The 22,729-nt window shown below is 61.0% G+C and carries 21 protein-coding genes and 1 pseudogene; 18 read left to right on the forward strand and 4 right to left on the reverse strand.

Annotation, left to right across the window (positions count from 1 at the left end):
• Window positions 1-291: 291 nt before the first annotated feature.
• The 7 genes and pseudogenes from X756_RS150630 to X756_RS150605 all read left to right on the forward strand — a co-directional run bounded on the left by X756_RS150630 (window position 292) and on the right by X756_RS150605 (window position 6,197).
• Complete coding sequence (locus X756_RS150630) at window positions 292-1,008, forward strand: Crp/Fnr family transcriptional regulator (RefSeq protein ID WP_023730090.1); 717 nt, start codon at window positions 292-294, stop codon at window positions 1,006-1,008.
• 1,187 nt (window positions 1,009-2,195) lie between these two features.
• Window positions 2,196-2,548: pseudogene (locus X756_RS1000000169900) on the forward strand (hypothetical protein).
• Between the two features lie 241 nt (window positions 2,549-2,789).
• Entirely contained in the window at window positions 2,790-3,266 is a 477-nt protein-coding gene (locus tag X756_RS150625) for an Hsp20 family protein (protein WP_023730091.1), read from the forward strand.
• Between the two features lie 74 nt (window positions 3,267-3,340).
• Window positions 3,341-3,850, forward strand: coding sequence for an Hsp20/alpha crystallin family protein (locus X756_RS150620; RefSeq protein WP_023696160.1), 510 nt, complete (start codon window positions 3,341-3,343; stop codon window positions 3,848-3,850).
• Window positions 3,851-4,031: 181 nt separating this feature from the next.
• Window positions 4,032-4,688 (forward strand): NADH dehydrogenase ubiquinone Fe-S protein 4, encoded by a 657-nt coding sequence (locus X756_RS150615; protein WP_245264513.1) that lies wholly within the window; start codon window positions 4,032-4,034, stop codon window positions 4,686-4,688.
• Between the two features lie 203 nt (window positions 4,689-4,891).
• The gene (locus tag X756_RS150610) at window positions 4,892-5,389 is read left to right on the forward strand and encodes a 2,4'-dihydroxyacetophenone dioxygenase family protein (protein WP_023710477.1); all 498 of its coding nucleotides are present in this window, start codon (window positions 4,892-4,894) and stop codon (window positions 5,387-5,389) included.
• A gap of 70 nt (window positions 5,390-5,459) precedes the next feature.
• Window positions 5,460-6,197: an SDR family oxidoreductase gene (locus tag X756_RS150605; RefSeq protein WP_245262639.1), complete on the forward strand. Its 738-nt coding sequence runs from the start codon at window positions 5,460-5,462 to the stop codon at window positions 6,195-6,197.
• Window positions 6,198-6,857: 660 nt separating this feature from the next.
• Here X756_RS150605 and X756_RS150595 read toward each other — a convergent pair.
• Together X756_RS150595 and X756_RS150590 are read right to left on the reverse strand one after the other, a co-directional pair.
• Window positions 6,858-7,268 carry a hypothetical protein gene (locus X756_RS150595; protein WP_023730094.1) on the reverse strand — a complete coding sequence of 137 codons (411 nt, stop codon included), beginning with the start codon at window positions 7,266-7,268 and terminating at the stop codon, window positions 6,858-6,860.
• Between the two features lie 293 nt (window positions 7,269-7,561).
• Window positions 7,562-8,656 (reverse strand): mandelate racemase/muconate lactonizing enzyme family protein, encoded by a 1,095-nt coding sequence (locus X756_RS150590; RefSeq protein ID WP_023730095.1) that lies wholly within the window; start codon window positions 8,654-8,656, stop codon window positions 7,562-7,564.
• 188 nt (window positions 8,657-8,844) lie between these two features.
• Here X756_RS150590 and X756_RS150585 point away from each other — a divergent pair, with 188 nt between their 5' ends.
• The 6 genes from X756_RS150585 to X756_RS150560 all read left to right on the forward strand — a co-directional run bounded on the left by X756_RS150585 (window position 8,845) and on the right by X756_RS150560 (window position 15,878).
• Window positions 8,845-9,594, forward strand: coding sequence for an FCD domain-containing protein (locus X756_RS150585; protein ID WP_023682469.1), 750 nt, complete (start codon window positions 8,845-8,847; stop codon window positions 9,592-9,594).
• Window positions 9,591-11,210 carry a GMC family oxidoreductase gene (locus X756_RS150580; RefSeq protein WP_023730096.1) on the forward strand — a complete coding sequence of 540 codons (1,620 nt, stop codon included), beginning with the start codon at window positions 9,591-9,593 and terminating at the stop codon, window positions 11,208-11,210. Before X756_RS150585 ends, X756_RS150580 begins: the two co-directional genes overlap by 4 nt.
• A 103-nt stretch (window positions 11,211-11,313) precedes the next feature.
• Window positions 11,314-12,294: an ABC transporter substrate-binding protein gene (locus tag X756_RS150575; RefSeq protein ID WP_023682467.1), complete on the forward strand. Its 981-nt coding sequence runs from the start codon at window positions 11,314-11,316 to the stop codon at window positions 12,292-12,294.
• Window positions 12,295-12,354: 60 nt separating this feature from the next.
• The gene (locus tag X756_RS150570; protein WP_023730097.1) at window positions 12,355-13,908 is read left to right on the forward strand and encodes a sugar ABC transporter ATP-binding protein; all 1,554 of its coding nucleotides are present in this window, start codon (window positions 12,355-12,357) and stop codon (window positions 13,906-13,908) included.
• A 53-nt stretch (window positions 13,909-13,961) separates the two neighbouring features.
• The gene (locus X756_RS150565; protein ID WP_245264519.1) at window positions 13,962-14,909 is read left to right on the forward strand and encodes an ABC transporter permease; all 948 of its coding nucleotides are present in this window, start codon (window positions 13,962-13,964) and stop codon (window positions 14,907-14,909) included.
• A gap of 3 nt (window positions 14,910-14,912) precedes the next feature.
• Window positions 14,913-15,878 carry an ABC transporter permease gene (locus X756_RS150560; protein WP_023672667.1) on the forward strand — a complete coding sequence of 322 codons (966 nt, stop codon included), beginning with the start codon at window positions 14,913-14,915 and terminating at the stop codon, window positions 15,876-15,878.
• 199 nt (window positions 15,879-16,077) lie between these two features.
• Here the strand turns inward: X756_RS150560 and X756_RS150555 are convergent, their stop codons facing one another.
• Entirely contained in the window at window positions 16,078-17,478 is a 1,401-nt protein-coding gene (locus X756_RS150555; RefSeq protein WP_023730099.1) for a Do family serine endopeptidase, read from the reverse strand.
• Window positions 17,479-17,923: 445 nt separating this feature from the next.
• On the opposite strand from X756_RS150555, the gene X756_RS150550 reads away from it, so the two are divergent.
• From X756_RS150550 to X756_RS150540, 3 genes are all read left to right on the forward strand, one after another.
• Window positions 17,924-18,535, forward strand: coding sequence for an ATP-dependent Clp protease proteolytic subunit (locus X756_RS150550; protein WP_023730100.1), 612 nt, complete (start codon window positions 17,924-17,926; stop codon window positions 18,533-18,535).
• Between the two features lie 69 nt (window positions 18,536-18,604).
• A complete protein-coding gene (locus X756_RS150545) occupies window positions 18,605-19,033 on the forward strand; it encodes a GFA family protein (RefSeq protein WP_050589274.1) in 429 nt (142 codons plus the stop codon).
• A 47-nt stretch (window positions 19,034-19,080) separates the two neighbouring features.
• Window positions 19,081-20,148, forward strand: coding sequence for a M20/M25/M40 family metallo-hydrolase (locus X756_RS150540; protein ID WP_023730102.1), 1,068 nt, complete (start codon window positions 19,081-19,083; stop codon window positions 20,146-20,148).
• Between the two features lie 129 nt (window positions 20,149-20,277).
• Here the strand turns inward: X756_RS150540 and X756_RS150535 are convergent, their stop codons facing one another.
• Window positions 20,278-21,102, reverse strand: coding sequence for an SIR2 family protein (locus X756_RS150535; RefSeq protein WP_023730103.1), 825 nt, complete (start codon window positions 21,100-21,102; stop codon window positions 20,278-20,280).
• Window positions 21,103-22,016: 914 nt separating this feature from the next.
• Here X756_RS150535 and X756_RS1000000167540 point away from each other — a divergent pair.
• Both X756_RS1000000167540 and X756_RS150530 read left to right on the forward strand, forming a co-directional pair.
• Window positions 22,017-22,187 (forward strand): hypothetical protein, encoded by a 171-nt coding sequence (locus X756_RS1000000167540; protein WP_023688540.1) that lies wholly within the window; start codon window positions 22,017-22,019, stop codon window positions 22,185-22,187.
• A gap of 39 nt (window positions 22,188-22,226) precedes the next feature.
• Window positions 22,227-22,724: a hydrolase gene (locus X756_RS150530; RefSeq protein ID WP_023730104.1), complete on the forward strand. Its 498-nt coding sequence runs from the start codon at window positions 22,227-22,229 to the stop codon at window positions 22,722-22,724.
• The last annotated feature ends 5 nt before the right edge of the window (window positions 22,725-22,729 follow it).

A 22,729-nucleotide genomic window follows, 5' to 3' on the forward strand; every position in this document is an offset into this window, starting at 1 on the left:
CCTCAGCACAGATCAGGGGATTGCTCAAGGATGCATCGAGGACCTTGCGGAATGCCGCCGGTCAAGTGGACAACCGAAGCTGCTTCATCGCCAGCGAAATAGTCGAGTCCATACGAGAAAACTTTACAAAAAATAAAACGTAGCCGGGGTTTTTCGCGCGATTCCATTCTTTGCTTTCGCGTGCAGACGTTTACAGATCCTGCCGGCGACGCAGAATAGGTACTCATCACATCAAATTTGATGTACATTTGACCCCAAGGGGCAGAAAGGAAGACATTGGGCGGGTTGTGAATGTCGAACGCTACACATTCTTTGCGCGGAAACGAGAAACGGCCCTCATACATCGGGTTTAACGATGACGATGCGGCGCTCATAAAGACGCTGGGGTTCGTGCCGAAGCGCTATTCTCCGGAGACGGTCATCTTCAGTCAGGGCGAGGACAACGATCGCGTATTCATAGTCGAGTCGGGCTGGGGTTGCATTTCTCACCAACTCGCAGGCGGGCAGCGACAGATTCTGGATTTTGCCCTGAGAGGCGACATAGTCCTGTCCCGGTCGTACACGGGTGGCGCTCTTGAAACGTTTGTTGCTCAAACTGAACTGTGCGTCTTGGTGGCGTCAACCAAGACATTTACTCTCGCGGCTATGAAATCACCCCATCTTTTTTCCCTAGTTGTGGAAGCTCTTGGGCATAACGGAGCCGTCATCGCTCAACATCTCACCAATGTAGGACGACGCAGCGCGTTAGCGCGCACAGCGCATCTGTTCCTCGAACTGAGAACCCGTCTGGAACTGATAGGCGCTGTCACCCACAACAGCTATGAGTGCCCCCTGACCCAGTACGATCTCGCGGACGCCCTGGGCCTTACTCCCATTCATGTCAACCGGATGCTCCGCGAACTTCGCGAGCGTAAGTTTCTCGAATTCCGACAAGGCCGTGTCCGCGTGCTCGATCTGCTGAGCATCACAAAATTCGCGGGCTTCGAAACCCGATATATCCGCGATTGAGCATCTGTGTTTATAGGAGAGACTGCGATCCAAGTCCTGGGCAAGAGCGCATTGCTGAGAGTTGCGCCGCCAAGGTACGTCACCTGACGGGTCACGACCTGGGAAATGGCCGGTGCGGTTTGCGGTTTGGGGTAAGTGTCCGCACCGGCCGTTGCGGTGGGGCATTGAGGTTCCTCCCGCAGGATTGCGGATCTCCAGGCCCTTCGTGAAACGCCGCTGGTTGAGACTCCCCCTTTCTTGTAAAATCGGCCTGGTTGCGGAAAAGGATTGGAAAGCTCTCTCCCATGCGGGCAAAGCGCGTTTACCGTCGCGGCGCACCCGAAACACGCGGGGAGCCTCGGGCGATGCTTGCTGTCGCCGCCGCCAAGCTTGATGAGCGACCCGAAGTATCCGATCGCTCATGCTGAATCTCCAATGTCGCAGTTTGGGCTACAGGAACACGCAAATTCGGGCTGAGGCGCGACCCAAAAAGTGGCGAATTAGATGCCTTGAGGACCGCGGACCGTCACGGCGGACATCCGCGTTGGAGCGGTCAATATCGTCGGCAAAAGAGCGTCCGAAAAGGGCTATCGGCGACTCTGTCGTGGGAACGAAAAAAGAAGAGAAGCAGAACTTTCGTGTGCTATTTTTGCACACGAGCTCCACTAACTACTTGATATTGTTCAGATATGCGCCCTATCCATCATCGGGGCCACGGCCACTCTATGCTCTTGATTTTTCAGCATCTGTTTAACATCAGAACCTTAGAACCTGCCGCACACGCTGCGTCAGCGAGACCTCCCTGCAACGCGACGTTGCGCGGCGCCGGAGCACCGACACCAAGTCGATCGCAGTGAGACGCCGACAAAGCCCTGTTAGCGCGCCTGAAGCCTTCGGCGAACTCATCGACCTCCATATCGACGACATGTGCGATGTAGGCAAGTCCCCTCGCCGCTCCAAGGCCGCAGCCCTCGCTATGCTCCGAACATCTGGGGAAGTGCAGCATCGCCACCCTCGATCGCGAACGGCTCGTTCGCTTCGGTCGTGATCGAGCCGCCCAGGGTGCCGGACGATGAGTCTCGGTATCGACATCACCTAGGGAAAGTCGTTGAGCGTCGTTCCTGGATGATCTGCCTGGTCGTGATCGCGACAGCCGCTGGCGAGAGCCGCCAAACTCGCATGAGATTGTCTGAAGCGGAGGACCATCCATGGAAGGACCCATTTCGACCTATTTTGCATCGATTGAACCCGTGGCCCCCGACGTTTTCTGGACCGCTTGCTGCATCCGGCGCGGCATTTCAAACATCCCCACGACGTTTTGGCCGACGTTGCCCTGGCTGTTCAGGAGTAGCGCGCCATTCTTTCGTCATGGGCGTCGGATGCCTGCGCCGTAGAATCCGTGCCAGCGCTTCGCATGCTGCCGGGAGCGGGTGAACCGGTCAGCTTCGACGCGATCATGGATGCGTTGCAACAGTTGGATCAATCGGATGAGCGTGCCGGTCCTGACTGCAGTGACAGCGCGGCAGTGGCCGCGTTCGTACCATTCGTCGATCGGATTTAAGGGCGACGTAGTTGTTCTTGCACCATGGACCCGTCGGCGAGTGACCCCGCCGGCGGGAGGGGTGTGGCATCGGTGCGTTCGCCCAGATTGCCGATGAAAATTTTCCTATTCTTCCTCTTGAAGGTGCACGTCGCGATTCTAAATGATGGTCGCCGGCCGCCCAATGGGGCCGGCAACACCAGGAGGCGGCAAGGCTCTTGGCGCCTTCTGTTGTCCATGTTGCTCAAAGGAGGATGTGGCTATGAAGACAAACCTCGATTTTACCCCTCTATACCGGTCCAGCATCGGCTTCGACCGCATGGTCGACATGCTTGAAAGTGCGAGCCGTGTGGCCTCGTTCGACAACTGGCCGCCCTACGATATCGCCAAGGTTGATGATGATCAGTATCGCATCACGATGGCGGTCGCCGGTTTCCCGCAGGACCAGCTGACCGTCACCCACCAGCCCAACATGCTGGTTGTGAGCGGGTCGCAATCCGGCGATGAGAACGGCCGGTATCTGTACCGCGGCATCAACGGCCGCGCTTTCGAGCGTCGGTTCGAACTGGCCGATCATGTCAAAGTCGAGGGCGCCAGCCTTGAGAACGGGCTGCTGAGCATCGATCTCAAGCGCGAGGTTCCCGAGGAGATGAAACCGCGCAAGATCGAAATCTCCAGCGGGGCTCCCATGCCGAAGATCGAGGCTCCCAAGGTCGAGACCGACAAGCTGGCCGCCTGAGCAATCCACCATGAAGGCTTTCGCTTGAGCCGGGCGTCCCGCCCGGCTCAGAGACCTACGAAAGGAGAAAGACAATGAGCGTACGTGACTTGATCCCATGGGGCCGGGGCAACGGAAACTCGGCGCCCAGTCTCTTCCCTGATGGAGATCGAGACCCCTTCGTCTCCCTCCACCGGGAGGTAAACCGGCTGTTCGATGACGCCTTCCGCAGCTTTGGCGCCAGACTGCCGGCCTTCGGCCCCTCTTTCGCCGCCAGTTGGCCGAGTGTCGAAATCTCCGACACGGACAAGGAAGTCCGCGTCACGGCTGAAATACCTGGCCTGGACGAGAGCGACATAGAAGTCCTGCTGGAAAATGGGGCGCTCAAGCTTAAAGGCGAGAAGCGTTCCGAGACCGAGGACAAGGACCGGCAGTTCTCCGAGCGCTTCTACGGTCGCTTCGAGCGCCTCATTCCGCTCGGCTACGAGGTTGAAGAAGACAAGGTCAACGCCGCCTTCAAGAACGGGGTGCTGACCGTGACGTTGCCCAAGACCGAGCGGGCGCAGGCGAAGGCCAAGCGGATCGCAATCAACGGGAAGAACTGACGGATGCAGTATGGGTGGCGGCCCTTACGGCCGCTGCCCGTGCGACCCTTCATAACGGGAAGGACAGGCAATGGAGACAGTTCAAAGCAGCGACAACAGAAACCTAACCAAGACGTCCGTCCGGCCGGACAATGACAATCGGCCTCGTCTAGACGGGCCGGCTTTGTCAATGGGACGGTCAGTGTTTCCGGACGGCGCAACGGCGCGGATCTACCAGCCATGCCGCCCGGCCATGACCTCGGCAAAGCCCCGCAAGGCCTGGCGATTGGTCTTCGAACGCCGCACAGCCCCGTTCGTCGAGCCGCTGATGGGCTATACCGGTGGCCGGGACACCCTGACCCAGGTTGAACTGAACTTTCCGACGCTGGAAGCGGCGATCCGTTATGCCGAGCGTCAAGGCCTCAATTACGTGGTGCAGGCGGCACCTCCTGCTTCCCAGGCCAAGATCAGGAGTCAGCATGTATCGCAGGAGAAACAGGCCTTTTCCGACGTAGTTTTGCAGCGTGTGCGATTGGCTTGGCTCCAGGCAAGCCATGGTTACGGCACGGGTGTACAGGCAGGGCACATACAGACGGCGCTTTCCGAGCCCGAGACATTCTACGCCTCTCCGATGCAGGTGGTGGATGATCCCGTCCTTTCACCCGACGAAAAACGCGCTGTGCTCAAGAACTGGGCCTGGAACGAGTACCTGATCGACCTGGCCACCGCCGAAGGCATGCCGGAAAATGCACGCCCGTCGCGATTGGACGAGGTCGAACTCGCCTTGCTGGCCTTGGAAGTCCGAAACCGGGGCTTCCAGACCAGGACCAGCCCGGTGCACTCCCGGATAGCCGCATGATAAGGCAAGAAGGAACCCACTGATCGTCTTCGAGGCCCAACGGACCATCCCGAAACCCTTCCCGCTTGCGGTCGCGGCAGCGGGCGGGCGCGCGCCGACAACTTTCCCAATGCGTGGGCGCCCGATTGCGCCTCGGCAGAACTCGGCCCAGTTGTTAGGATCGCGCTGATATGGACTCCAATGAATTGGCGACAGAGGTTCCTATGTATCAATCCTTCAACGGCTCCGCCCATCCCCTGGCACCGAAAGAGATCGCGATCGCTGCCGTCCCCGAAGACGAGCGTGTCTGGGTCCCACAGGCGGAGGGCGTGTGGTTCCGACCACTTATGCTCAACACAATGCAAGGGCAGTGGTGCAATCTGCTCCGCGTACGCCGGGCCGGGATATTAAGCCGTCATCTGCATCCGGCCCCCGTGCATGGCTATGTGATCAAGGGGCGTTGGCACTATCTTGAACACGACTGGGTGGCAGAGACGGGATCTTACGTTTTCGAGCCGCCCGGTGAAATCCACACGCTCACGGTTCCAAGCGACGTGCCCGAGATGATCACCTTCTTCAACATTTCCGGCTGCATGGTTTACCTGGACAAGGATAACAAGCAGATTGGTTTCGAGGACGTTTTCACCAAGATCGACATGTGCAGAAATCACTATGCGAGCGTGGGTCTCGGTGACGATTTCGTCGATCAATTCGTACGGTAGACATCCGCCCGTTTGCCTTCCGCTGCGGTGAGTTCGCGGTCCGCCACAGAGGCGAAACGAGGAGATATTGGTGACCGACTCCATATGGGCCATGCCCTTCTTCGCGGGCAAGACCGTCGTCATTACCGGAGGCACGACAGGTATCGGAAACGGCATCGCCATGGCGTTCGCCGAGGCCGGGGCAATTGTCCACGCGACGGGGGCCACGGCCGCCGAGGTAGCGGCCGCTCGTGCATACGGCACCGCCGTCTCGTATTCAGTACTCGACGTCCGGGACATGACTGCGGTCGAAGGATATTCCAGTCAGTTCACATCCGTTGCAGCGCTCGTAAATTGCGCAGGGGTAAACCTGCGCGCCGCCGAATTCACTGTCCAGGGTTTCGAAACAGTGGTCGATATCAATCTCACCGGCTCCATGCGGAGTGCGAGCGCGTTCCGAGGGGCACTCTCGAACGGGGGCGCCATCGTCAACATCGCCTCGATGTTCGCGTTTTTCGGCGCGGCTCATGCGCCGGCTTACGCCGCATCCAAGGGCGCCATCGTGCAACTTACCAAGTCGCTCGCCATCGCCTATGCCGGGGATGGCATCCGCGTAAACGCATTGGCGCCTGGCTGGATCGAGACCGCCATGACCGCCGCGCCACGGGCCGATCCAGCTCGCAACGCGGAATTGATGAAACGCACTCCGATGGGTCGCTGGGGTACGCCGGGCGACCTGACCGGCCCCGCCTTGTTCTTGTGTTCGCCGCTCGCGGGGTTCATCACTGGGGCAATTCTGCCGGTTGACGGTGGCTATCTCATTGCGTGAGGCGTTGGCTATGCTGCGCGACCGATCTCCAACCCTGTGTCGTCGAGATCAAGATCGAAGGCGACCAACCGACCATGCCTGACCGCAATTGCCGCCACCAACTCCGCAAGCTCGCCATCCGTATGCTCGCAAAAAGCTGCCTGTTTCCTGACAATCGTGACCGCATCCCGGGTCGATACGACAGAGAACGGCCTCCGGGATCTCACGAATGATTCCGCAACCTCGGCGACGGATGAAGCTCGGTCAAAACTATCTTGCATAGTTGCACCTCTGTACGACGCTAGCCCAAGCTCGGCCCGCGCAAATTGTTCCCATTGGCCTAATGGAGCCTGGTTAGCATCCGGCTTGGGCTCCTTGTGTGCGAAGGCCGGGAGCAACGCGACATGGCCGTCGCCGTGCCTTGGACAGTGGGCTGGACGCATTCGTCTCCACTCAACCAAAGGTCACGCCATCGGCCAGTCCTCGCTATATGCTTCAAATGCGAACACGAGCCCGACGCTACAGACGAGGAGGATCAGATGTGTCCAAGCCGCTCGCCAAAGTTTCCGATCCTCGGACCACCGCAGTTCCGCGCAACAAGTCGCCGGGAGACCTGTTTGCTCGCGTTGATTGCGGTCGACTGACTCCTGGCTCATTCGCCGCCTCGCCACTTGGCTCCGGTCAGCCGACCTCGTCCGTCTTCGTCATCGCTGGCCGGCGGACGATCCAATCCACCAAACCGGCTTCGGTCTGCTCGCAGGCTACGAATTCGCGCACCAGACTTCGCGCCAGCTCGCGCCATTGACACTCGGGCACGTTCATCTCCGCGATCAGATCTCGGCATGCAGCGCGTATTATGTCGGCATCGAAGGCTGACACGGCGACAGGACCACGGTCTGTATTCTTTGCTCGAGGAGTGTCGTCGCCCTGACGTTCGCGAAAGCGCCTCAGCACCTCGCGCGATGCGGCGATCGCTTGTCGGGTTTGACTCATAGCCTCGTAAAATCCAACTTCGCGGACCGGTGAGCGGTGCCGTGATAGAATGAAGTCCTCCATAACCGCATGCGCAGTGTCCGTACGCGTTGCAACCATCGCCGCCTCCCTGCAGGCGCACCCAATGCTTGCAGCTTCTGCCGGTGTTCGGGCGGCCGCCTGCATTTATCGTGTCGCTGCTATGATCGCGTGAGTTAAAGCCGGTGAAGCGTCGCTGCAATTACAAATGTAAGTGTGGCATCCGATAAGTGGTATGCCCGCTGGCTGCGGCGGCGGCGAGTTCGTTCTTCAGACGGTCGAAGTCTTCCTCGGCGAAGCGCTCTCCGCGTTGCCGGAACGAGGAAGCAGGATCTGGACAAAATGCATGCGGCCGTGCCGCCGTTCAGGGGGCGCTATTGGCGAAAATCCGCCAATTTCCGCCAGTCGAAGACAACGCCCACTCCAGGCTCGTCGGGTGCTATCGCCAAACCATCCTGAAGCCTCAGCGGCTCAGTGGTATAATGGTCAATATCAAAACTATGCGCCTCCACCCAGCCGGCATTTGTCTGACCTGCAACGAGGCTGACATGAAGTTCCTGCATCCCGTGACTGCAGACCGGAATGCCAGCCTTGCGTGAGAGCGCTGCCACGCGCAGCCAGCCGGTGACCCCGCCGCAGTTGGAGGCGTCGGGTTGGATGTAGGCGAGATTCGACCAAGCGAAGGCATGCTCGAACTCCTCGATAACATGCAGGTTTTCTCCCATTGCCAGGGGCATTCCGGTCGCCTTGGCAATGCTGGCGTAACCCTCATAGTCGTCGGGTATGATGGGCTCCTCGAACCACAGCAGATCGTAGGCGGCGAATGCTCTCGCTGCCTCGATCGCTCGCGGGACGTCGAGCGCGTAGTTGGCGTCAACCATAAAGGTGATGTGATGTCCTATGCGCTCGCGAACTGCTTTCACCCGGGCCACATCCTCGGCCAGGTCGTCCTTGCCGACCTTGATCTTCACCCCGGTGAAGCCGGCATTGAGATAGGAATCGATGCTGGCCAAAAGCTGATCGAGGGTAAAGTTTAGGTCGATGCCGCCGCGATAGGCCTTGGCACTCTTCCCGGCCCCGCCCGCCATCTGCCAGAGCGGCAGGCCGCTACGCCGGCCCTTGAGGTCCCATAATGCGATGTCGATCGCCGAGATCGCGAAAGAAGCTATGCCGCCGCGCCCGACATAGTGGATGTGCCAGAGCATGCCGTCGTAGATCGTGTCGATTTGCGTTGCGTCGCGTGCCTTGAGGAACGGCGCGAGGTCGTGATCGATCATTGCCTTGATCGCATAGCCGCCCCTGCCGCCGGTGTAGGTGTAGCCTGTGCCCTCGGTGCCGTCGGCAAGCCTCAGCGTGACGGTGACCAGCTCGAAATGCGTGTGCGCGCCGTGCTTGGCATCGGTCATCACCTCACGCAGTGGGACCCGGAACAGCCGGGTCTCGACTTCCTTGATTTCGGTGCGGCTCATGCTGCGCTCCATTCACGTTTTTTCATCGGACCATAATTGCACCGGCAGCGCTGACTGGCAACAATGTGGCTGATCTTTCAGCGCTTCTGAAGTCAATCTGTCATTTTTGGTCCTACAAAAGCATCAATCCGCTTGTGCTTTGGTCCGATTTACCTTCTAATAACAGGACCATCTGGGAGGAAAAAGGCTTGCTGGATACGGAAGAGCGTCCTGAGATGCCCGCGGCTATTCTCGCCGCCCGCGCGGCCGACGCGATGGTGGCCGGCATAGAGGCCGACATCACGTCCGGAAGGCTTGGCGACGGCAGCTACCTGCCGGCCGAGCGCGAACTGATGATCGAGTATGGTGTGGGCCGGGGCGTTGTGCGTGAGGCGATTGCGCGCCTGGCCAGCCGCGGCCTGGTGGAAGCGCGTCCGCGGTTCCGGCCCGTGGCGCGCCGGCCTGGCCTGGATGCCGCGCTCGGCGCCCTCGACGGCATCGTAGGACATCTGCTGAGCGACCAGGCGGGCGTGAAGAACCTCTACGACATGCGCGTCTTCCTCGAGGCGTCGCTGGCGCGCAACGCCGCCATCCATGCCCGCAAGGATGACGTCACAGCCCTGAGGGCGGCGCTGGCGATGAACGAGGCAGCCATCCCGGATTCCGAGAAATTCTATGCGACGGACGTGGCGTTCCACGCAGCGCTCTATGACATCGCGCGCAACCCGGTGCTGCCTGTCGTGCACAAGGCATTTACCGCCTGGCTGTCGCCGCATTGGATGCGCATGCCGCGGTCGCCTGAGCGCAACCGCGTGAATTTCCTCAGCCATCGTGAAATCTGCACGGCCATCATTGAGCGAGATCCTGACGGCGCCGAGCGGGCGCTGCTCAACCACCTCTCGGCGGCCTGGGAGTATGTCCGCGGTACATTCGAAAGCCGTGAGGCGCCGGAAGCATGACGCAGTCCTACGACCATATCGTGGTGGGCGGCGGAGCAGCCGGCTGCGTCGCGGCGGCAAGGCTTGTCAAAGCGGGACGGCGAACCCTGCTGCTGGAGGCCGGCCATTCCCATCATCACCCCTTGCTCGACATGCCGCCCGGCATCTTCAAGATGATCAACGGCTCGAAATTCATGCGCTATCACCGCACCGAGCCGCAGGCCCATCTCGACGGCCGCGTCCATGAAATCTCGCAAGGCAACGTGCTGGGCGGCGGCACCTCGGTCAACGCCCAGGTCTACATGCGAGGCCGCTCGGCCGACTATGAGGAGTGGGACGAACTGCTGCGCGGCAACAATGCCGGCGTGCGCTGGAACTGGCAGGCGGTGCTGCCGCATTTCACCGGCATGGAGGGAAACAACCGCCTCGGCGGCGAACTGCATGGCAGCGAAGGTCCGCTGCTGGTCTCGGATCCAGGCCACATCGATGATGTTTCCCGTTGGTTCGTCCAGGCCGTCCAAGGCCTTGGATTGCCGTACAACCATGACTTCAACGGACCGTCGCAGCGCGGGGTCGGCTTCTACCAGTTCATGAACCGGCGGGGAAAGCGCAGCAGCGCCGCCTATGCCTTCATCGAGCCGCTGACGAATGATCCCAAGCTGACGCTGAAACTCAATTGCACAGTCAGCCGGCTGCTGATCGAAAACGGTCGGGTCACCGGCGTCGTCTATTCGGATGCGTCGGGCGCCAAGCATACCGTCCATGCAGATGCCGACGTGATCGTCTCGTCCGGTGCCCTCGTCTCGCCGAAACTGCTCATGCTGTCCGGCATCGGCCCCGCCGAGGCGCTTGCCGGGCACGGCATTTCCTGCGTCGCCGACCTGCCCGGGGTCGGCGAAAACCTGATCGACCATCCGGAGGTGCCGATCATCGCCACCGCAAACGGCCCATACGGCTATTTCAGGCAGGGCCAAGGCTGGAGGATGATCAGGAACGGCCTGCATTTCAAGCTCTTCGGCACCGGCACGATCCTGTCAGCGGGGGTGGAGGCCGGAGCCTTCGTCAATCCGGCCGATCCCGAGGGCGAACCGACGATCCAGGCCTTCTGCGTGCCGCACGTCTATCTGGACCGCGATATCCTGACCTTGGTCGAGAACACCTATGGGCTTACCGTGACGACAGTGGTGGTGAAGCCAAAGTCGCGCGGTTTCGTAAGGCTGCGTTCGGCGGATCCGAAGGACATGCCGATCGTTTCGCCGAACCTCCTTAAACATCCCGACGACATGCGGGAAATGATCTCCGGCCAGCGTTATTTCCTGCAGGCTTTTCTGACCAAGCCGCTCGCCGATCGGGTCAAGGCCATTGCCGTGCCAAGCCAGGATGATCTCAGCGACGAAGCCATGACAAAGCATTGCAAGCGCTTTGTGAAGACCAACTACCACCCGGCCGGGACATGCCGGATGGGCTCGGACAGCGACCGGATGGCGGTGCTGGACGCGGCGCTGCGCGTGCGCGGAATAGACAATCTGCGGGTTGCCGACATGTCGGCCTGCCCCAACATCAATGCCGGCAATACGGCGGCGCCCGCCATGATGCTGGGCGACCGCTGCGCCGACTTCATTTTGGAGGCGGCATAGAGCCTGATCCAGCTTGCCAACGGCGTCATCGCCAAAGCCGTCAAGGCCGATATCGTGAGGAAATTACACAGTCGCTGAAAGCGACAATAAAGGAGGAAAGAGCATGATCATTACCCGTCGAAAACTATTGGTTGGCTCCGCCGCCGGCGCGGTCGCGCTGACACTCGGCTCACGCGCCTTCGCGGCGCTCCCGCCGCTCGCCAAGAAGGACAAGTACAAGGTCGGTTTCGCGCAGACGGAAAGCAACAATCCGTGGCGTCTTGCCGAGACCAAGAGCATGCAGGACGAAGCCGCCAAGCTCGGCCATCAGCTGGTCTACACGGATGCCGCCGGCTCGTCGGCCAAGCAGGCCTCCGACGTGAACTCGATGATCGCGCAGGGCGTCGACGCAATCTTCCTGCCGCCCCGCGAAGACAAGCCCCTGGTGCCGGTCATTCTTGCCGCGCGCGATGCCGGCATACCGGTGTTTCTGGTCGACCGCGACGTTGATCACACCATGGCCAAGCCGGGCGAGGATTATGTCTGCTTCATCGGTTCGGATTTCATCGAGGAGGCGACCCGCGTCGGGGAATGGCTGATCAAGAACGCCAATGGCAAGTCGAAGATCATCGAGCTGGAAGGCACGACCGGAGCCTCGGCCGCTACCGACCGCAAGAAAGGCTTCGACGATTTCATCGCCAAGCACTCGCAGTTCACCATCCTGGCGTCGCAGTCCGGCGACTTCGCCCGTGACAAGGGCCGGCAGGTCGCCGAGACGCTGCTTCAGGCGCACCCTGATGCGGATATCATCTACGCGCACAATGATGAGATGGCGCTGGGCGCCATCGCCGCTCTGGAAGCCGCCGGCAAGACCCCGGGCAAGGATGTGCTGATCTTGTCGATCGACGGCGAGAAGGAAGGCGTTCAGGCGATCATCGACGGCAAGATCGGCGCTATCTGCGCTTGTAGTCCGCTGTTCGGGCCGAAGGCCTTCGCTACGATGGCCGACTATGCGGCCGGCAAGAAGATCCCGCCGTTCATCAAGAACGAGGATGCCTTCTTCGACGCCACGAACGCGAAGAAAGACTTCGATATTGCGTTCTGATATCCACTCTCTTTCCAGCTGCCCTACCCGCTCCGGCGGGTAGGGTTTGGGAGTTTGACGATGACCGCTCAGCCGGACCAAGCCGCGCTGCTCCTGGACATGCGTGACATCCAGAAGCGTTTTGCCGGCATCCCTGCCCTGGCCGATGCCTCGCTCCAGGTTCTTCCGGGCGAGATCCACGCACTCATCGGCCAGAACGGTGCGGGCAAATCGACACTTATCAAGGTGCTCACCGGCTATTACCGCCGGGATGCGGGCCAGGTGCTGTTCGAACGGAAGCCGTTCGAGGTTGGGTCTCCGCATCAGGCCCAGGTCAGCGGCATCAGCACCATCTACCAGGAGATCAATCTGGTACCGCTGCGCTCGGTCACCGAGAACATCTGCCTTGGACGCGAGAAGCGCCGCCGCGGCCTGCTCGACTGGAGCGCGATGCATGCGGAAGCCGAGCGCCTGCTCAGCCGCTTCTCGATCGGCATCGACGTGCGCCGCCCGCTCNGCCCGCTCAGCGATTTCAACACCGCCACGCAGCAGATGGTGGCGATCGCCCGCGCCATCGGCTTTTCCGCCCGCCTCGTGATCATGGATGAGCCGACCTCCTCGCTGGACGAGCGTGAAGTCTCGGTCTTGTTCAGCGTTATCCGTCAGCTCAAGGCCGACGGCGTCTCCGTTCTGTTCGTCAGCCACAAGCTCGACGAGTTGTACGAGGTCTGCGACCGGGTCACGATCATGCGTGACGGCCGCACGGTGCGAAGCGCGGCGATGAGCGACATCGGCAAGCTGGAGCTGGTCGCGGCCATGCTCGGCCGCGACGTCGCAGCCGTCGAAGGCCACGCGACCGCGTTCGGCGAACGCGATCGGTCGAGGATCGGTGATGTGCTGTTTACCGCGCAAAGGCTGGCAGCCGGCCAGTTGGTCCGTGACGTGAGCTTCGACCTGCGCCGCGGCGAGATCGCCGGCTTTGCCGGCTTGCTCGGCGCCGGCCGCACCGAAACAGCCCGCCTCGTATTCGGCGCCGACCGCCGGAGCGCAGGCGAGATGACGATGGAGGGCGCGTCCTACCATCCCGCACGTGCCGCCGATGCCATCGCCGCAGGGATGGGCTTCTGCACCGAGGACCGCAAGGCCGAGGGCATCGTGCCGGAAATGACCGTCGCGGAGAACATAACACTGGCACTGCTGCCGAAAATCAGCCGCAATGGCATCCTGAACGAGGCCCGGCAGAAGGAGATCGTCGAGCGCTTCATTCGTGAACTCGACATCAAATGCTCGGGGCCCAACCAGAAGGTCCGCGAGTTGTCGGGCGGCAACCAGCAAAAGGTGCTGCTTGCCCGCTGGCTGGCAATGAACCCGAAGCTGCTCATTCTCGATGAGCCGACGCGCGGCATCGATGTCGGGGCCAAGGCCGAGATCCAGCGCCTCATCCGCAAGCTTGCCGATGACGGGCTCGGCGTGCTGATGATCTCCTCGGAACTCGAGGAAGTGATGGAAGGAGCCGACCGCATATTCGTGCTGCGCGAAGGAGTGAGGGTGGCCGAACTGGAAGGCCAGGCAGCCAACGAGGAGGACGTGCTCGCGGCGATGGCGCATGGCGGCGCGGCGAAGGAGGCAGCGTGAGCGATCTGGCCACACCATCCGCAGCCAACGACGCTGGAAACCGCCGCTTTGATGTGTTCGGTTTCCTGGCGCGCTACGGCACGGTGATCGCGCTTGTGCTGCTGGTGGTCTTCAACCTTGCCTATACGCGCAATTTCGCGACTCTGCAGACACTCAACGTCAACCTGACCCAGGTCTGCACGATTGTGATCGTCGCGGTGGGGATGACCCTGGTAATCGCCACCGGCGGCATCGACCTGTCGGTTGGTTCGCTGATGGCGATCTCCGGCGCATTGGCGCCGATGATCTTCATGGGCACGATCTTCCCGGTCGGAAACATCTATCTGGCGGTAGCCGTCGCGATGGTTGCCTCGATCTTCGTCGCCGGCCTGTTCGGGTTGTTCAACGGCTGGTTGGTCTCGCGCTTCCGCATCCAACCGATCGTCGCAACGCTCGTGCTGTTCATCGCCGGGCGCGGGATCGCGCAGGTCATGACCAACGGCAATCTGCAGACCTTCCGCGTGCCGCAATTCCAGTGGATCGGACTTGCCCGCCCGCTCGGCATTCCCGCGCAGGTCATCATCATGGCCGTGCTGGTTGCGGCGGCCGCTTGGGCCCTTCACCGCACGGTGTTCGGGCGAAGCATCCTGGCGGTCGGCGGCAATGAAAAGGCCTCTGAACTCGCCGGCATCGCCGTATCGAGGATCAAGCTCGCTGTCTATGCGATCAGCGGCCTGTGCGCGGGGCTAGCCGGTCTCGTCGTCATTGCGATCAACTCCTCCAGCGACGCCAATCTCGTGGGGCTGGGCATGGAACTCGACGCCATCGCGGCGGTCGCGGTGGGCGGCACGCTGTTGAGTGGCGGAAAGGCCACAATCATCGGCACCCTGCTGGGCGCACTGACCATCCAGTTGGTGCGCTACACGCTGCTCGCCAATGGCGTGCCCGACGCCGCTGCGCTCGTCGTCAAGGCCGGCATCATCGCATTCGCCGTCTGGCTGCAGCAGCAACACCGGGTGTAATCCATGAACAGCGCCAGACTGGTTCGCATCATCGGCACTTACGGTGTCGTCATCGCGCTTGCAGCCCTCGTCCTGTTCGGATTCCTGCGCTACGACCGTTTCCTGGGTCTCTTCAACGTGATGAGTGTTCTGCGCTACAACTCGATGTTCGCGCTCGTCGCGCTCGGCATGTGCTTCGTGATCATGACCGGCGGCATAGATCTGTCCGTCGGCTCCGTCGCCGCCTTGGGCAGCGTCGCGTCGGCCCTGGCGAGCCCGCACGGCATCGTGGCAGGCCTTGCAGCGGGCGTTGGCGCCGGCCTGGCAGCCGGGCTGATCAACGCGCTCCTGGTTACGCGCGGCAACCTGATGCCATTCATCGCCACGCTTGCGACCATGCTGGCCGCAAGCGGCTCGGCGCTGCTTCTGGCCGGCAACCAGACCGTTTCGGTGTCTTACGATTCGGGTTTCACCGCCATCGGCCAAGGGAATTTCTGGATTTTCCCGATTCCGGCAGTCATCGCCCTGGTTGCCTATGCGGTCGGCTCAGTGGTCCTGAACTACACCAGCACGGGACGGACGGTGCTGGCCATCGGCGGTGGCGAGGATGCCTCGCGGCTGATGGGGCTGCGCACTGACCGCGTCAAATTTCTCGTCTATGTCGCAAGCGGGTGCCTGGCCGGGCTCGCCGGCGTCGTCCTCGCTTCTCAGTTCGGCGCAGGCCAGCCGATCGAGGGCGTCGGCTGGGAGCTGTTTGCCATCGCAGCCGTGGTCGTGGGCGGGACGCTGCTGACCGGCGGCTCGGGCTCGGTGTTGACCACGCTGGCCGGCGTGCTCTTGCTCGGGATCCTTTTCAACGTCCTGAACTTCGAAAACGGCATGGGTTGGATTTCGCTGTCAGCCTACTGGCAGTCGGTGATCCGCGGGCTGTTTTTGCTCGTCGTCGTCCTTCTCCAGGCACGGCTTACGGCAAGGCGCGAAACTGCCTGAGGATGGCGAGCACACTCGAGCACGACGAGCTCAAAAGAGCTCTGACGCTGCAGAATAAGTGCGCGTTGCGCGCCTGGCCAATGAGCGCATCCCGCAAACTTTCTGCGGCGATGCTTCCCCGTTGCACCTGGGCTCCGGCGCCTTTGGAGCGGATCCGCAAGCGGATCGTGGTGCAGTCACATGGCCGTCCTGGAGACGGTCATTTCCCGGCGACCGCCACGAACACGGACTGCCCCTGCCTTTCCAGCCGAAACAGGATGGGCTTGCTCTGCCGGCGAGAGTTCGCCCACTCCTCGACGATATCCGAAGGCTCCGTCAGGCGGCGATCGTTGGCCGATATGATGACATCGCCCGGCTGCAATCCGCTCCGGGCGGCAAGGCCATCGGGAACCACTTCCACGACGAAGACGCCGGTCGTTCCTGATTTGATGCCTAGCTGCTGACGCGCCTGATCCGGAATCGGGCTGAGGGATAGGCCGAGGCCTTCGGCCGCCGACTTCTTGTCGGGAACAGCGCCGGTCTTCACCTCCGCATCCTTGCGCTCACCGATGACAAGCGCGATCTCCTGGTCCTTGCCGCCGTTACTCCGTGTCAGAGTGGCCTTGCTGCCAGGCTTCTGGCTAGCCGTCGCAAGCGTGAGGTCATGGACACCCTCAATGCCCTTGCCGTTGAACCGGGTGATCACGTCACCCGGCTTCAAGCCGGCTTTCTCCGCCGGGCTGCCGGGCTCAACCGAAGCAACCAGCGCGCCCTTGTCATCCTTCATCCCGAGGGCCTCAGCCAGCGACGGCGTGATGTCCTGCAGGCGGACCCCGATGAAGCCGCGCTCGATCCGACCGGTTCGGATCAACTGGTCGGCGATGCTCTGGGCGGTACGCGATGGCACCGCAAACCCGATTCCGATGCTGCCGCCCGACGGCGAGACAATGGCGGTGTTGACGCCGATCACCTCGCCACGTGCGTTGAACAGCGGACCGCCCGAGTTGCCTCGATTGATCGACGCGTCCGTCTGGAGAAAATCGTCGTACGGCCCGGCTTGAATGTCTCGCGAGCGGGCCGAAAGAACGCCGACAGTGACAGTCCCTCCGAGCCCGAAGGGACTGCCGATCGCGATTGTCCATGCGCCCGGCTGCATTGCATCCGAGTCACCCCATTTGGTCGTGGTCATGTTGGGCCGCGGGTCGACCTTCAGCACCGCTATATCGGTGGCGGGGTCACGGCCGACCAATTGCGCCGGCGCCGTTTCCTTGTCGGAAAATACGACATGGATCTCTGTCGCATCGGCAACGACATGGTTGTTGGTGACGATGTAGCCGTCGGCACTGATCACAAATCCGGAGCCAAGCGCCTCCCTCACCTGCGGCTGAACGGGTCCGAGGCCCTGGCCGTCGAACGGACTTGTAAAGTCGCCCGCCGTCGTCTGGTCCTGGACAACCTCCCGGGTCGTGATCGCGACCACGGCCGGCAATTTCTGCTGGATGATCGCTGTGAAGTCGGTCGGGGTATCCTGGGCCAGGACAGGCGCCACGCCACTGGCCGAGAGCATCAGCGCAACCGCGATCAAGCGCGTTGCAAATCGTCTTTGCATATCGTGAGACATTGCTGGACCTCCTGCCGGACAGCCCCGGCCGCTCGGCCGCGCCGCGCGGAGCCGGTGCTCCGGACGCTAGAACTGCCAACAAAGCTGTTTGTTTCAGCCCCCCGGAAAAATGGCACGGCCAGGAAAAATAGCCCGACCGCGGGGGTCCGGAAGGCAGCAGCCGGGAACCATTGAGGCCGTCGAGTTCAACCGTCCACAGGACTGGTCCCAGACGTGGCAGAAATCAGCAAAGCGACTGCGTCAGCTCCGGCAAATGCCCGATATGCCCATGGAGCCAACCTAGCGGCTGAGGTGCCTCTACCGGGCCAGGTGCGAAAAGGATCTGCAATGAAAGAGGGAGCTCCACAGCCGCAGAGAGACGCGGCTGTGATCAGCACCGCTCGAACTCCCTCAAGGGAACAAAAGGGTACCAACTAAGTTCGGCCCCCATAATGAGGATGCCTATATGGACCTGTTCCCCCAGTCAGCCGAACACACCGTCTCCCCGCCGCCCGCTCCAGACCTTCACCGGCTTTTGTTCGATCCAAACTTGCGTATACACGGCTTGATTGATGACACTGTCGTCACCAAGGCCTTGGACGATTTGAAAGCCGTGCGTTCCGGGGAAGACGATCTCTACGTTGAAATCGACACGCCCGGAGGCGACGCCGACGGCGCGCGACGTCTAGCTCTAGAGTTCAAACTTTTTCTGAAACACTCGGGCCGCAACGGCTACATCATTGGCAAGAATACGGTTTACTCTGCCGGGGTAACGGTCCTTGCCGCTTTCCCGAAAGCCTGCAGGTTCCTTTGCCCGCAAGCAGTCCTGCTGATTCATGAAAGAAGGCTTGAGAAAGACTTGGTTCTGAATGGACCAATTCGAAGCTGTCTTCAGATCGTTCGCGAACAACTTGCGCTGTTGGAAACGGCAGAGCGACTCGAGAATGAAGGGTTCGCCGATCTCGTCCAAGGTTCTCGAACATCGCTGGAAGAGCTGCGCGACCATGCCCTGAACAGCTGCTACCTGATGGCAGCAAGAGCTTTGGAGCTAGGCCTTGTTGAAGACATTGCCCATTAACTCGATGCCTCGATGCAAACAGCAGAGCGGAGTCCAACACGTTTCCCCTCACTCATGTCGGCGGCGACCATGAACGACGAGGTTGACAAGATAGAGCGGGCCGGCGGCTGTCTTTGCGGGTCTGTGAGGTATGTTGTCACCGGCGCGCCGTTGCGCGTTGGCTTGTGTCATTGCCAGGATTGCAAGCGAACCAGCGGCAGCACCTACAGTGCCTTTGCCGTGTGGCCGCGGTCGGCTTACCAGTGCAAGGGCGAGCTTGCGGCGTTCAACGGCAGAGGTTTTTGTCCGGCATGCGGGTCGCGCGTGGTGAATCTCCGCGACGACGAAGCCGAGATCATGATCGGCACTCTCGACGATGCGCCAAACGACCTTCTCCCGACATACGAGCTTTGGACCCCCCGGCGCGAAGCCTGGCTCCACAACCTGCCTTGGGCTGACCAATTCGCGGGCGATCGCACCGAAGAAGGCCAAAATTGGCGCGAAGCCCGACGAGTATGACCATGCTCGAATGGCCCTCCACCCCTTGAACCGTGAAAGTCAGCTTGATGCGCGATGAATCACTCAAGTTCTTGAAGGAAATTGTGGCGACCCCGTCGCCGAGCGGCTTTGAGCAACCCGTAGCGGAGCTTTTCCGCGAGTATGTTCGTCCGTATGCCCACAGGTTGACGACGGACGTCATGGGCAATGTCACAGCGATCATCAATCCTGAGGCGTCTATGCGCTTCATGTATGCCGGGCACATGGATGAGGTCGGCTTTATCGTCCATTACATCGACGATGACGGCTTTCTTTTCTTCAGCACCATAGGTGGAACGGACGTTGCCACTGAAATCGGCCAGCGTGTCTGGGTGCACGGCAAGGAGCCGATCCTGGGCGTCGTAGGTCGCAAAGCAATCCAGACGTTCAAAGCCTCTGACACGTCTCAAACTCCCTCGCTGATGGAACTATGGATCGATATCGGCGCGAGTTCGCGAGAGGAAGCGTTGAAGGTCGTAGAGGTCGGCAGCGCGGTCACTATCCACGGCGAGTTTGCGGCGCTACAGGGCAACCTTGCTGTCGGACGAGCGTTCGACAACAAGGTTGGCCTCCTCATCGGCGCCGAGGTCCTGCGCTGCCTCTCCGATGAGGGAGGCGTTCACCCCGGCGTGGGCCTCTATATCCTGGGTACGGTTCAAGAGGAAATTGGTTCCAGAGGCGCGATGACCTCAGCGTTCAACATCGCACCTCGAACCGGCCTCGCAATTGATATGGGCGTGGCAATGGACTATCCGCGCGCTCGCGCCGAGGATCAGGGCAAACTGGACCTTGGGAAAGGGCCGGCAATCACTCAAGGCGCGAACACCAACCCGGTGGTGTTCAATCTGCTGAAGTCGGTGGCCGAGAAAGAGGGCCTACCTTATCAGCTTCAGGCGGTGGGCAGCTCAAGCCCTACCGACGCGCGTGTCATGCAGCAGAACCGAGGCGGCGTCGCAAGTGGGGTGCTCTCCGTGCCTTTGCGTTACATGCATACCCCGTCGGAAGTTGTTTGCCTGGATGATGTGCAAACGACGATTGACCTGGTTTGTGCATATTGCCGGCAATTGACGCCGGAGATCGACTTCACGCCAAGATGATCGCTGCGGGATTGATTGTGGAAGTCGTGGCTCCAACAGTCGCCGATCTGGCGCCTGTCGGCCACCGCCCGGTTCGTCGGTCACCGCGCACCTGCGAAAACCCAACCACGGTCCACTGGGGAGCGCGCCTCAGGTCACCGCGACCGCTTCCACCAAACGCCTGAGGAAATCCGTCAGACCGGCTTCAGGATCATCACCTGCGCCAACGAGCACCGAAATACCCCAGCGCCCAAGCACGGCCTCCTCCACAGGGTTGCGGCTGGGCATGAAGATGAACGAAGGGGGACGATCTTTCTCATATCCAGACCGGTGCCAGGTTTGCCAAAGCCGGTGCAACAGCAGCCGGATGTTTGGATCGGAGAGGCTATAGCCAATGAACAGGATCGTGCTGCCGAGAGCGTCGGAGCGAAAGCGGACATCAAGGGGAGAATTGAAGGACAGGCGGTCAAGATAGTCGGTTTCGGTGAGGACAAGGGAAGAGTCCTCGTCAAAGTCGCCGTGAAATTTCACGATGTGCGTTATGCCTCGACGGGCCTGCGCAACGTGCCGTGCGTTGGCCACTTTCACGTACTCTCGACCGTGGATTTCAAAAGCGAGTTCCAGGTTCCGGTCATAGTTCGTCGTATAGATGACGGGAAAATCGAGCGTCACGATGAGACGGTGCAATTCCGATTTCTCGATCCGTTCCTTGGCGACAGACCAGTTTCTGTCCATCCAACTGCGAAGTGGTCCGATGCTGCCATGCTTGATCCGATAGTATTCGGCCAAGGTCTGAAAACGATCGCGTCGCGTGGAAAATTCATCGTCGACGCCGAGCTCCTTTGCCATTCGCTCGATGAGCTTCTCCCAAGACGGAAGTCCGACGCTGATCGATACCCCCGCCCCCACAAACAAAATTGCGCTGCGATGACGAATTGCATTGGCGAGCGAATCTATAGGATCATCATCGTTCATGGATAGGTCCTCCGAAGCCACTCGCGTGGGCCGGACCTAAGGTGCGTGCCCCGGTGCGGGGATCGTGGACGCGGCTCCCCAATTCGAGCCAGCGTGCTCCGCCCTCATCGACGAAATCGGGTCGACCACGCACCAGCCAGCCCAGAGGGGGCGGCCCTTGCAGTCCTGCCGAGCCGCTTGCCACCCGAACCGAGGTAGCGGCCGCGAGGACACTGGCTGTGAACTGGAACCGGCGGTGTTGCGGTTTACTGGCCACGTTGATTCAGTTCTGCGCCAGCCATATTGCGCAAAACTCTGTCGAGTTTCGCATTCACCAAGAGGTTGCGCCGCTTCGCGCCGATAAAGATGGCGAGAGAGTAAATCATTGTAAGAACAGAGATCATCGTCATTCCGGCCTAAACATCAGCGGCCGGAGATGTTCCATGCGCCCGGAAATATTCCAGTGCAGGTGTTTTTAAATCGCCGAAGCTACGCGCTCAATGCGCGGTTGGTTTCGTGTCCAGGGCGGACGAATTAGCGCAAGGCGGTATTCATCCTCCCACATCGGCGGCGGACTGAAGCGAAATGCTGGTTGTGTCCCCCAGAATTGCAATGAAACGCCGATGCTTTGCATGCGGCCCGGAACAAATGCTCGCTTGCACAGTTCGAGCCATGCAGCGGTCGACCCCCGCGCTGCAAGATCGGTAGCCCGATCGCCCGCGCCGGCCCCTCCCACGGCGCGGGCTTTCGTTTGAATTCACGCTGTCGGGGTTGGAGTCGCTCCGCCGTTGTCGCGAGCCGGCTGATATACGCGCTGTCCGGGGCTCGCGGGATGCCGGCGACATCGGCATTCGCGCAGTCCGGCAGGTCAGCCGATGCACGGGAACAACGCGGCACTGTGATGGTTTGGTGGCCTCGGAAGGTGGCAGAGAACGATGGGCAAAAAGCCCAAACAGCACGCAAAATCCACGGCGGATCGCGAAAAGGCGATCGAGGCGCTCTACTTCGCGCGCAAGTGCGGCCTTACGAAGGAAGAGGCACTCAAGATGCTCAGGGAAGCCCCGATCGGGATCGATGATGAAGCCGAAGAGCGCTCCGGCATTTAGACGCGATCGCCGGTCGCGCGTCGCAGCCGGCCGCGGCGCATGATCTTCTTCACTTCCGATACGCATTTCAACGATCCGCGCATTCTGCGCCTCGACCGGCGTCCCTTCGCCTCGTTGGTCGAGCATGACCAGGCGCTGGTTGCGTTTTGGAACGAAACGGTTGGCCCGAACGACGAGGTCTGGCACCTCGGCGATTTCGCCAAGGGTCCAGCCGAGACCGTGTCTTCACTGCTGTCGTCTCTTAACGGGTCCAAGCACCTGATAATTGGCAACAATGATGGCGCTGCCACCATTGGCGACCCGGCCTGGGCGAGCGTGCACCACTATATGGAGCTTCTTGTCGAGGGCAGCTTGCTGGTTCTGTGTCACTATCCTTTTCGCACCTGGAACCAGATCGGCAAGAGATCGGTAAACCTGCACGGTCATTCGCACGGTCGTCTGAAGCCGATGACGCGCCAGCATGATGTCGGCGTCGACGCATGGGGGTATCGTCCGGTAACCTTTGCTGCCATTCAGGCCAGTCGCCGGCGGGGTTAGCCCGG

The sequence above is a fragment of the Mesorhizobium sp. LNJC405B00 genome (genome assembly GCF_000502615.1).
Taxonomy (GTDB): Bacteria; Pseudomonadota; Alphaproteobacteria; order Rhizobiales; family Rhizobiaceae; genus Mesorhizobium.

Excerpts from the sequence above, each read along its gene's own strand:
- X756_RS150630 (WP_023730090.1), top strand. The coding sequence starts at position 292 with ATGTCGAACGCTACACATTCTTTGCGCGGAAACGAGAAACGGCCCTCA.
- X756_RS150625 (WP_023730091.1), top strand. The coding sequence starts at position 2,790 with ATGAAGACAAACCTCGATTTTACCCCTCTATACCGGTCCAGCATCGGC.
- X756_RS150620 (WP_023696160.1), top strand. The coding sequence starts at position 3,341 with ATGAGCGTACGTGACTTGATCCCATGGGGCCGGGGCAACGGAAACTCG.
- X756_RS150610 (WP_023710477.1), top strand. The coding sequence starts at position 4,892 with ATGTATCAATCCTTCAACGGCTCCGCCCATCCCCTGGCACCGAAAGAG.
- X756_RS150595 (WP_023730094.1), bottom strand. The coding sequence starts at position 7,268 with ATGGTTGCAACGCGTACGGACACTGCGCATGCGGTTATGGAGGACTTC.
- X756_RS150590 (WP_023730095.1), bottom strand. The coding sequence starts at position 8,656 with ATGAGCCGCACCGAAATCAAGGAAGTCGAGACCCGGCTGTTCCGGGTC.
- X756_RS150580 (WP_023730096.1), top strand. The coding sequence starts at position 9,591 with ATGACGCAGTCCTACGACCATATCGTGGTGGGCGGCGGAGCAGCCGGC.
- X756_RS150575 (WP_023682467.1), top strand. The coding sequence starts at position 11,314 with ATGATCATTACCCGTCGAAAACTATTGGTTGGCTCCGCCGCCGGCGCG.
- X756_RS150560 (WP_023672667.1), top strand. The coding sequence starts at position 14,913 with ATGAACAGCGCCAGACTGGTTCGCATCATCGGCACTTACGGTGTCGTC.
- X756_RS150555 (WP_023730099.1), bottom strand. The coding sequence starts at position 17,478 with ATGTCTCACGATATGCAAAGACGATTTGCAACGCGCTTGATCGCGGTT.
- X756_RS150550 (WP_023730100.1), top strand. The coding sequence starts at position 17,924 with ATGGACCTGTTCCCCCAGTCAGCCGAACACACCGTCTCCCCGCCGCCC.
- X756_RS150545 (WP_050589274.1), top strand. The coding sequence starts at position 18,605 with ATGAACGACGAGGTTGACAAGATAGAGCGGGCCGGCGGCTGTCTTTGC.
- X756_RS150540 (WP_023730102.1), top strand. The coding sequence starts at position 19,081 with ATGCGCGATGAATCACTCAAGTTCTTGAAGGAAATTGTGGCGACCCCG.
- X756_RS150535 (WP_023730103.1), bottom strand. The coding sequence starts at position 21,102 with ATGAACGATGATGATCCTATAGATTCGCTCGCCAATGCAATTCGTCAT.
- X756_RS1000000167540 (WP_023688540.1), top strand. The coding sequence starts at position 22,017 with ATGGGCAAAAAGCCCAAACAGCACGCAAAATCCACGGCGGATCGCGAA.
- X756_RS150530 (WP_023730104.1), top strand. The coding sequence starts at position 22,227 with ATGATCTTCTTCACTTCCGATACGCATTTCAACGATCCGCGCATTCTG.